The organism is Synechococcus sp. CS-1328, from assembly GCF_025128095.1.
Taxonomy (GTDB): domain Bacteria; phylum Cyanobacteriota; class Cyanobacteriia; order PCC-6307; family Cyanobiaceae; genus CBW1002.
Genome location: NZ_JAHLYT010000056.1, coordinates 57035 through 64639, shown reverse-complemented (window position 1 = coordinate 64639; position 7605 = coordinate 57035). Strand labels below are relative to the sequence as shown.

Here is a 7605-nt window from a genome sequence, read left to right as displayed (position 1 = left end):
TTGGAGGTGATCCGGTTGACGGAATCCATGCGCTTGTTGCTGTCAGCAACCATCGCCGCGAGGGCGTCGATCTGACCAGCGTTCAGGAATTCGCCGCGGGCATCAGCCTGCGCAACAACCTTGGTGAAGGCGTCGAACATTTAGTTAAAGCTCCTGTTCTCGACGTTCAGTGTCGGGATAGTGAATGGTCGAGGCGTGATTCCACGCACTCTGGTCGGCTGATCGGAGCCGCTTGTGGCGAACCCCTGTCAACAAGACCTGACCATTGTTGGACCCTGACCCCACCAGGATGAGGAGTGATTTACAAACGGTCACCACTGCGCAGATCCCTTGCGGTGCAACCGCTCTGCCCAGGGATCTGGATCAATCGGTTCAGGATGGACAGCAGCGCCGGGCGCTCTTTGTATCAGCTTGAACGTTGTGTTCCGCCATGGGGCGGGCGCTTCGGTGGGGATCGGTGGGGATGGGGCAGATCCGCGCAGCAAAAAGGCCCCCGTCAGGGGGCCTTGGGGCCGGGCAGTGCAGGGCACCGATCGGATTGCAGCACTGCGGAGGATTCAGCCTTTGTCTTTGGTTTTCTTGCGGGGCGCAGCTCCGCCGGCGCCGGGCAGGTCGCCGCCATTCACTGACACGCTCGTCACCTTTCCGCCCATGCGGTTAACCATCTGAAGGGTCTCATTCATGCGGGTGTAAGGCACCTGCATGACGCAATCAGCGCTGCGCACGAAATCATTGTGAGCAAGCCCAGTCACCTGGATGGTGACCTGACGGCCGCTACTGAAGCTCGTGCCCCGGGAACCTGCGGAAACTTTCATGGTGGTTCAAACAGCAAGGGAATGGAAGAAGAGGTCAGTTCACCGGGGTGATGCTGGCGACACGACCGCCTTCACGGTGGATCTGCTGCTGGTACGCCAGCAGTTTTGCGAAGGGAATGAAGCGCACGCGATTGCTGCGCTTGTGCAGGCGGTAGTTGCTGAAGCCGGTGATCTCCACCCGGAAGGTGCGCCCTTCCTCGGCCGCGCCTACGCCCATGCGGGTCACGCCATCGGACAGCACCTTGCGGAACACGGAGCCCTTGGCGTTGGGGCTCACCACCGGTAGGGCAGCTTCGGAATGAACGGCGGGGTTGAGGCGGGATTGATTCTTGAGGATGTCCCCCTTGACCGAGGCCGCAGCGCCGCGGCTGAGCTGAAGCATGTAGGAAAACTGCAGGCCCTGCTGGCCAATGGAGTAGTTCCAGCCATGCAGGTAAGGAACCATCTCCTCGCCAAAGCGGTTCTGGTATTCGGCGCTGTCGATGTAAGAGTCAATCTCGGCGTCGAAACCCTGCTCTTGGAGAATGGTGAAGTGCTCCAGCATCTCTGCTTTGTTCTGGGGAGCGCGACCGAGCAGGTGCTTGAAATTCAGCTCGATGAAGCGATAGGCGTTGCAGTTCTCGAAGAACTTCTGGCGGTACAAGCCACTTTTGGCCACCTGACGCACGAACTCACGCACGCTCAGATAGCCGCGCCGGAACAGGGATTCGGGACCCTCAAGGCGCTCGCTTTGCATGATGTACTGGTTGCCCAGCACCTGCTGGTAGACGGCCCGGATCAGGGTGGACTTATCCACCTCCGTTCCGTTCGTCCAGTTCTCCTTGTTCTTTGCATTGGAGAAACGCTCGATGCCCAGGTAGGCAGCGTTGGCGAGAGTCATGGGCGTGAGGGGCCGGGGGGCGGAAGCGGACAGGCAGAAGACGGTGCCGCGGACGTCATCGGCAGACGTCCGGTGGCGTGGGGAGCCGCTGGTGGTTCTGACCAAGAGGCTTCAGCCGGATCCTATGGGGGCGGTTTCTCTCACCGGTCTGGCTTTCAGAATCGTTACAAATGTTTCGCCCGTTCTGGCTGCCCTGTGCCTGGGGCCCATCCCCTCTGGCCAGCCTGGGCAGGGCCGATACCATCCGCCCACATCTCCGAACTCCTCGTGATGGCAACGGCTCCCGAGGCTGCCGATCCCGCCCTGCGACTTGCTGAGCAGCTTCAATCCCTGTCGCAGGTCGCTGAGACGCTCACCTATCGCCTTCTGGATCTGGAAGAGCGGCTGAAAGCACAGGAAGCCCGCAGCCTGGAGCGGCTGCAGGCTGAGAGCGCGGCGGCGGCCCATCAGGCCGAGGAGACGGAGCTGCGCCTGCTGGAGACCGAAGATCGGCTGGAGCGGTTGGAAATCCTGCTGGGCGGCGGAGAGGCGCGATCCAAGGCCGCACCCCCCGCCAGGCTGCAAGTGGTTCCTGCCGCGATGTCCAGCCCGTCAGCCGCCAAGCCAGAAACTGCCAGGCCAGAAGCTGCCAGCGGTGATCAGGTGGTGATGATCACGCCTGATCCCTTCCCGTCTGATCCGTTCCCGCAGGAGGAGGAACAGGCCTTCATGGATGACGAGGTTCCACTGGCGCAGCAAACGGCCTGATCCGTTCAGGGACCGGTGCTCAGCATGGCTCCGGCGGTGGTCAGCAGCACCCGGCCCACTTCCAGAGCACCCACGGCGGCCAGGCCCAGCCAGAGCCGCTGGGCCCATTCCGGAGGCTTGCCGCCCTTCCAGGACGGCGAGGTGATTTCGCCGGAAAACCGTGCTCCCGAGCCCAGTCCGCCGGCTGGAGCCCGGCGGTTCGTGGCGTCGCGCCAGTACTGGTCGTAACGCGGTGCCTGCTGGTTGAAGGGAAGCGCGCCGATGGCACGTCCTGGCAGCACCCGGTTGCGCTGATAGGGAACCTCATCGAGACCGAAGGCCTCGAGGTATTCCTGCGAATCCAACAGGGTGTCGATCAGGCCTGGAAGACCCTGCTCAGCGATCAGAATCGAGAGGGCAATCTGTTCCTGCTGGCCATGCACCGGCCGGCCCAGAACGCGGCCCACCATCTGCTCCACCACGCGATAGTTGCTGTTGCAGCGGTAGAAGCCATCCCGGAACCTCTGCGACAACAGAAGGCCGCGAATGAAGTCGCGCGTGCTGATCAAGCCGTTCCGCAGCTGGGATTCCAGCACCGCTTCGCGGTCGACCCGGAAGGCATGAAAGAAGATCTGCTGATAGGCCCGCTCAATCAGAGCATCGACTTCGTCCCGGCTACGAGCGGCGGTTTCACTGGGCAGTCGCTGCGCCAGTCGTCCGGCATCCTGCTCACTTCCTGTGGTGAATCCCTGGACTCTCGCGTTGATCGCGGTGGGGTTGGTGCTGAGAAGGGGCAGTGCCATGCCTGGTGAGAATAACGTGCTGAACGGTATGGGGCTTCTGGCAGAAATGGGTCCGTTCGGCGCGGCTTATTACATCGCTTCACGACTTCAAGATTGATGTCGCTCTTCTTTGTTTCGTGAACCTTGGCCAGGGCTGGCAGGATAGGGCCCCGCGTTGTTCAGGTTCGGAAGGTGTCGCCCCAGGATGCGGGAATCTCGGCGCTGTAGTCGTGGGTGCGGCTGAATTCAAACGGGCCCGCCAGCGATCCCCACAGCTGTTCGTGGGTGCTGGGGTCATGGCCACGGTCAATGGTGCGCATGCCGCGACTGTCGATGTCAAAGCTGCTGACCAGGTAGGCGGTACTGCCCTTGCGTTCCACCAGGCAGCGGCAACCCGGCTCCACCTCGCCCACGAATCCTTCGCCCTGTTCGCGAACCACGTAATTGCAACCTTCCAGGGGCAGCAGATCGTCGGCGACAATCTGCTCGCGTCGCTCGGCGTCGTCGATGGCACCCCAGAAGCGACGTTCGTCCCGCAGGGCCTGGTTGCGGATGATCAGGTTTCCCTGCCGCTCCTCAGCCTGCAGCACCCGGATCCGGTACGGGACTGCCGGTGCAATGGCGTACGACTGCTCCAGCAGCAGCGACCCCGGGGCCAGCTGCGGCAGGGGGCGGAAGTGGACCAGGATGTGGGCGTAGAGGGGGGGGTTATCGAACGCCTGGGCCTGATTGCTGAAGCCGGCGCTCAGCATGCCCACCAGTCGACCGAGAGAGCTGCTCATGACCTCAGACCTTACAAACCCAGCAGGCGAATGCGAAAGTCAGCCACCTGGCGGGCCATGGCCGGACGGCTGAGCATGAAGGGGTGGTCGCGGAGCTGGTCAAGCACCAGCTCAATCCTGTGGTTGGTGTCCTCGGGGCTGTTGCCCAGGGCCTTCCAGGCGGCATCGAAGCTCTGGGCGAAGCTGTCGGCGTTGTCATACAACCGATCAGAAGCCAGTGGCGGTACGGGCATCGGCCTCGGCAGCAACCTTCCCATTCTGCCCGTGGACCTGGCGGGTGCTCAGGCGTTGGTGAGCCTGGGTCAGCTGCCTGCCTGCGGGACCTGGCGGGAGGCTTTGGGTTGCTCCAGGGCCTGGGGGCGATCGGCGGGGTCGCGGCGCAGCTCCCTCTCCAGCATCTGAATGCGGCTGTCGCGCAGGCAGAACTTGCAGCCCCCGGTGGTCTGCAGGTGCTTTTCCGGCGTGATCGTGATCAACTTCACCGGATGCAGGCTGCAGCGGATCTTGATCGGTGTCTTATAGCTCTTGTACACGATATCGCAATAGTCGTAGCGCTGGCCGAAGCGGGTTCGTGCCCGCGCCAGGAAGGTCTCCTTATCGATCGGACTTCCCATGGTTCAGCCCTGCCTCTGCGGCATCAGGTGAAGGCGGGCCGGCGCTGCTGGCCGGTAGGCCCCCAGGCTGCGAAGACCCCGAGCTGGCGTCATGGGCAAGTCTGTCGTGCTGTGAAAGGTGTGCTGGAGGTGCGTCCCAGAGGCCTCCCTGGAGCAGGAGAGGCGGTGTGGGTGTCGCGTTCCACTGGTCAATGGGTCGAATCAGGCTAAAGCCGTGGCGCTGAGGTCCAATGGCTCCCGATCCAGGGGTGATCCGAGGTGAAGGAAGCCCTCTGTGCCTGGCTGGGGATCATCAACCCTTCGGATCGCAAGTGATCAGGATCGATTAAAATTGTGATGCCAGGACCCAGATTTGAACTGGGGACACGGCGATTTTCAGTCGCCTGCTCTACCAACTGAGCTATCCCGGCCCGTCGCATCAGCGACCCGCAGATCTTAGATCACCACCCAGCGCCGGCGTTCGGGCCAGGCAGAGCAGGCCGGCGACGCGCCAGCCACTCTCCTCCAGGGCGGCGGCGGCGGCGCAGGCGGTTGCGCCTGTGGTGAGGATGTCGTCGATCAACAGCACCGGCTGGCGCGGCCCCGACTGCACCGGTCTGGCCTGGCTGCAGCGGAAGGCACCCGCCTGGTTGGCCAGCCGCAGAGCCCGGCCCAGGTGGTGTTGCCCCAGGGTGGGTCGGCTGCGCTCCAGGAGTGCTCGGCTGCGGCAGCCGAGCAACCGCTGCAGTTCGTCGCAGATCATTGCCGGTAGCGGATTGCCGCGCCGTTTCCAGCTGGGAATGGCGACCAGCAGCGGCGGCTGCTTCCAGAGCGGCAGGCCCAGGCTCATCTGCTGCAACAGGCCGGCGATGGCGTCGCGGCTGGTGGCGCCATCGGCGTGCTTGCGCAGGCTCAGCAGCAACTGGCGCAGCGGGCCTTCGTAGCTGCCCACCGCCCACCAGGGCAGTGGAGCACTCTCGTGCAGGCAGGGAAACCGCAGGTCCAGGCGCTCCTGGCAGGGGGCACAGGGCCAGTGGTGCTGTTCGCTGCGGCTCCCATCGGTGCTGGCCCGGGCACGGCGGCAGAGGGGACAACAGGGCCGGCTGATCAGATTGAGCGCCCGTTGGATTGGATCGGGCGGCGACAGCTGGGGGGAGGGAAGATGGAAGGCGACCAGAACGGCAGCTGCCGGCGGCAGGCGAACTGGCGGAAGGATTCCCCAACGCGGACCCACACGGTTCAGGCGTTGGCGTCCTGCTTCGGCAGCGCCCGCAGCATGGCCACCAGGGTGCGATGGGCATCCTCGCTGTCGCTGAGCTGGTGATCAAAGGCCACCTCCACGCTGGCTCCGTCCACCTCCAGCCGCATCGCTTCGGGGTTCACCGCCAGCATGCGAGCCTCGGCCGCCCCGCTGATGCCGGCGTAGTGCCGGGCATAGGACAGCACCGCTTCGGCATGGTCTTCGTTCATGTGCTTGCAGATCCGATCGCTCACGGCGGTGGTGAGGGGGTCGGCGGCCATGGGGCAACGGGCGGATGGGGTCGGCCTGATTCTGGCGTTCGCGCCGAACCCCTGTCCTGCACCCCTCTCCTTCAGGCGGCACCGAATCGCTGCCAGAGCAGCAGGCCCAGGCGGATGGCGCTGAAGCCCACGTATCCCGCCAGCACCACAAACAGGGCCATCGAGATCACGGTGCGCAGACGGTCGTTCATGGGGAATGGGTGGGGTAGGGGCCCAGTCTCAGACCCTGCCGGGCCAGGCGCGCCATCCCGAGGGCGGCCGACAGCGCCGGACGGTTCAGCACGGTGCGGCCCAGTCGTTGTTGGCGCAGGCTGCGCCACTGCGGATTGCGGGCTCCTCCCCCCAACGTGATCACCCGCCGCACCGGAGGCAGGCCGAGGGTTTCCAGCCGTTGCCAGCCTTCCTGCTCAATCGCCGTGAGCCCCTCCAGCAGGGCCTGCAGGTAGAGCGCATCACTCACGGGGCGGGGATCGAGCCGAGGCCTGAGGTCCGGATCGTCCACCGGAAACCGTTCGCCCGTCCCGGGCAGGGGCAGCAGGTCGAGGCCGTTGGGCCGCCCTGGGTCGATCTGCCGGCTGAGGGCCGCGATCGTGGCGTCGTCGAAGAAGCGGCGCAGGATGCCCGCGCCCGCATTGGAGGCTCCCCCCACCAACCAACGTCCCCCCAGGCGGTGGCAGCTCACCCCAGGGGCCCGGACCGGCACGGCACTGAACTGTTTCAAGACCAAGGTGGTGCCCAGCACCGTGATGCCGTCGTCCGGGGCTGGGTCGGCGGCGAGCACCCCGGCGTTGCTGTCGGTGCTGCCGGCGATCACGAGGCAGCTGGCGGGCAGATCGAGGGCTATCGCCGAGGTCGGCGCCAGGGGCCCCAGACAGGTGCCACTGGGCCGGATCTGAGGCAGGGCAGGGCTCCAGGCCTGCTGGCAGATCGCTCCGGCCCACTGCCCTTCTCCTGTTGCCGAGTCTGGCAAGAGCCAGCCGAGGCGGAGGTTGTTGCCTTCCTCGCCCCAGCGCCAGTCGTTCAGCAGCCAGCCCATCAGCCAGTCGGCCTGATGACGCAGCCACAGATCCGCAGGCCCGTAGCCCTCTGCTGACGCTTGATCCAGCAGGTGCAGGGCCCGGGCCAGGCTGCCGCTGGGACTGGCGGCGGCGGCGCAATCCGCGGCCAGGGCGGCAGATTCGGCAGCCTTGTCTGGACAGGCCTGGTGGTACGGCAACGCTTGGCCCAGTTGCCCTGCAGGTGGTTCACCGTTGGGATGGCACAGCAGCAACGTGCCGGAGGTCCCGTCCACCGCGATGGCGCCGATCCGCTGGCGCCACCGTCGGGGCAGCCGATCCACCAGCGCGATCAGTCCGCTCCGCCAGCCGCCGGGATCTGGGAACGGAGCGGGGTAGGCGCAGGATTCGTCGGCCTGTCGCTGGCCGGCTCCATCGATCAGGGCAAGCCGTAGGCCGCTGCTGCCCAGGTCCACGCCAAGTGACCAGTCCAGTGAGCCTGGATCGCTGC

General features: G+C 65.2%; 10 protein-coding genes, 1 tRNA gene and 1 pseudogene. 1 reads left to right on the top strand and 11 read right to left on the bottom strand.

Annotated features, from left to right (window positions below):
• From KQ310_RS10610 to KQ310_RS10600, 3 genes and pseudogenes are all read right to left on the bottom strand, one after another.
• A pseudogene (locus tag KQ310_RS10610) lies at positions 1-140 on the bottom strand (phycocyanin subunit beta); the annotation flags it as partial.
• A gap of 417 nt (positions 141-557) precedes the next feature.
• Positions 558-815, bottom strand: coding sequence for a phycobilisome linker polypeptide (locus KQ310_RS10605; protein WP_259721719.1), 258 nt, complete (start codon positions 813-815; stop codon positions 558-560).
• Between the two features lie 34 nt (positions 816-849).
• On the bottom strand, positions 850-1695 hold the full coding sequence (locus KQ310_RS10600; RefSeq protein ID WP_259721718.1) for a phycobilisome linker polypeptide: 846 nt from the start codon (positions 1693-1695) through the stop codon (positions 850-852).
• A gap of 270 nt (positions 1696-1965) precedes the next feature.
• Between KQ310_RS10600 and KQ310_RS10595 the strand changes: the two genes are divergently transcribed.
• On the top strand, positions 1966-2442 hold the full coding sequence (locus tag KQ310_RS10595; protein WP_259721717.1) for a hypothetical protein: 477 nt from the start codon (positions 1966-1968) through the stop codon (positions 2440-2442).
• Positions 2443-2447: 5 nt separating this feature from the next.
• Here the strand turns inward: KQ310_RS10595 and KQ310_RS10590 are convergent, their stop codons facing one another.
• The 8 genes from KQ310_RS10590 to KQ310_RS10555 all read right to left on the bottom strand — a co-directional run bounded on the left by KQ310_RS10590 (position 2448) and on the right by KQ310_RS10555 (position 7570).
• Positions 2448-3224: a phycobilisome rod-core linker polypeptide gene (locus KQ310_RS10590; RefSeq protein ID WP_259721716.1), complete on the bottom strand. Its 777-nt coding sequence runs from the start codon at positions 3222-3224 to the stop codon at positions 2448-2450.
• A gap of 158 nt (positions 3225-3382) precedes the next feature.
• Positions 3383-3985: a chromophore lyase CpcT/CpeT gene (locus KQ310_RS10585; protein ID WP_259721715.1), complete on the bottom strand. Its 603-nt coding sequence runs from the start codon at positions 3983-3985 to the stop codon at positions 3383-3385.
• A gap of 11 nt (positions 3986-3996) precedes the next feature.
• Complete coding sequence (locus tag KQ310_RS10580) at positions 3997-4218, bottom strand: hypothetical protein (protein WP_259721714.1); 222 nt, start codon at positions 4216-4218, stop codon at positions 3997-3999.
• A 69-nt stretch (positions 4219-4287) separates the two neighbouring features.
• Positions 4288-4599: a hypothetical protein gene (locus KQ310_RS10575; RefSeq protein ID WP_259721713.1), complete on the bottom strand. Its 312-nt coding sequence runs from the start codon at positions 4597-4599 to the stop codon at positions 4288-4290.
• 337 nt (positions 4600-4936) lie between these two features.
• Positions 4937-5009, bottom strand: a tRNA-Phe gene (locus KQ310_RS10570).
• Between the two features lie 8 nt (positions 5010-5017).
• Complete coding sequence (locus KQ310_RS10565; RefSeq protein ID WP_259721712.1) at positions 5018-5812, bottom strand: ComF family protein; 795 nt, start codon at positions 5810-5812, stop codon at positions 5018-5020.
• Between the two features lie 5 nt (positions 5813-5817).
• Positions 5818-6099, bottom strand: coding sequence for a DUF2470 domain-containing protein (locus tag KQ310_RS10560; RefSeq protein WP_259721711.1), 282 nt, complete (start codon positions 6097-6099; stop codon positions 5818-5820).
• Between the two features lie 187 nt (positions 6100-6286).
• Complete coding sequence (locus tag KQ310_RS10555) at positions 6287-7570, bottom strand: FGGY-family carbohydrate kinase (RefSeq protein WP_259721710.1); 1284 nt, start codon at positions 7568-7570, stop codon at positions 6287-6289.
• Positions 7571-7605 lie beyond the last annotated feature (35 nt).

Bases quoted from the DNA above. Each gene is read 5' to 3' on its own strand.
- KQ310_RS10595 (WP_259721717.1), top strand. From the start codon at position 1,966: ATGGCAACGGCTCCCGAGGCTGCCGATCCCGCCCTGCGACTTGCTGAG.
- KQ310_RS10585 (WP_259721715.1), bottom strand. From the start codon at position 3,985: ATGAGCAGCTCTCTCGGTCGACTGGTGGGCATGCTGAGCGCCGGCTTC.
- KQ310_RS10605 (WP_259721719.1), bottom strand. From the start codon at position 815: ATGAAAGTTTCCGCAGGTTCCCGGGGCACGAGCTTCAGTAGCGGCCGT.
- KQ310_RS10600 (WP_259721718.1), bottom strand. From the start codon at position 1,695: ATGACTCTCGCCAACGCTGCCTACCTGGGCATCGAGCGTTTCTCCAAT.
- KQ310_RS10590 (WP_259721716.1), bottom strand. From the start codon at position 3,224: ATGGCACTGCCCCTTCTCAGCACCAACCCCACCGCGATCAACGCGAGA.
- KQ310_RS10575 (WP_259721713.1), bottom strand. From the start codon at position 4,599: ATGGGAAGTCCGATCGATAAGGAGACCTTCCTGGCGCGGGCACGAACC.
- KQ310_RS10580 (WP_259721714.1), bottom strand. From the start codon at position 4,218: ATGCCCGTACCGCCACTGGCTTCTGATCGGTTGTATGACAACGCCGAC.
- KQ310_RS10560 (WP_259721711.1), bottom strand. From the start codon at position 6,099: ATGGCCGCCGACCCCCTCACCACCGCCGTGAGCGATCGGATCTGCAAG.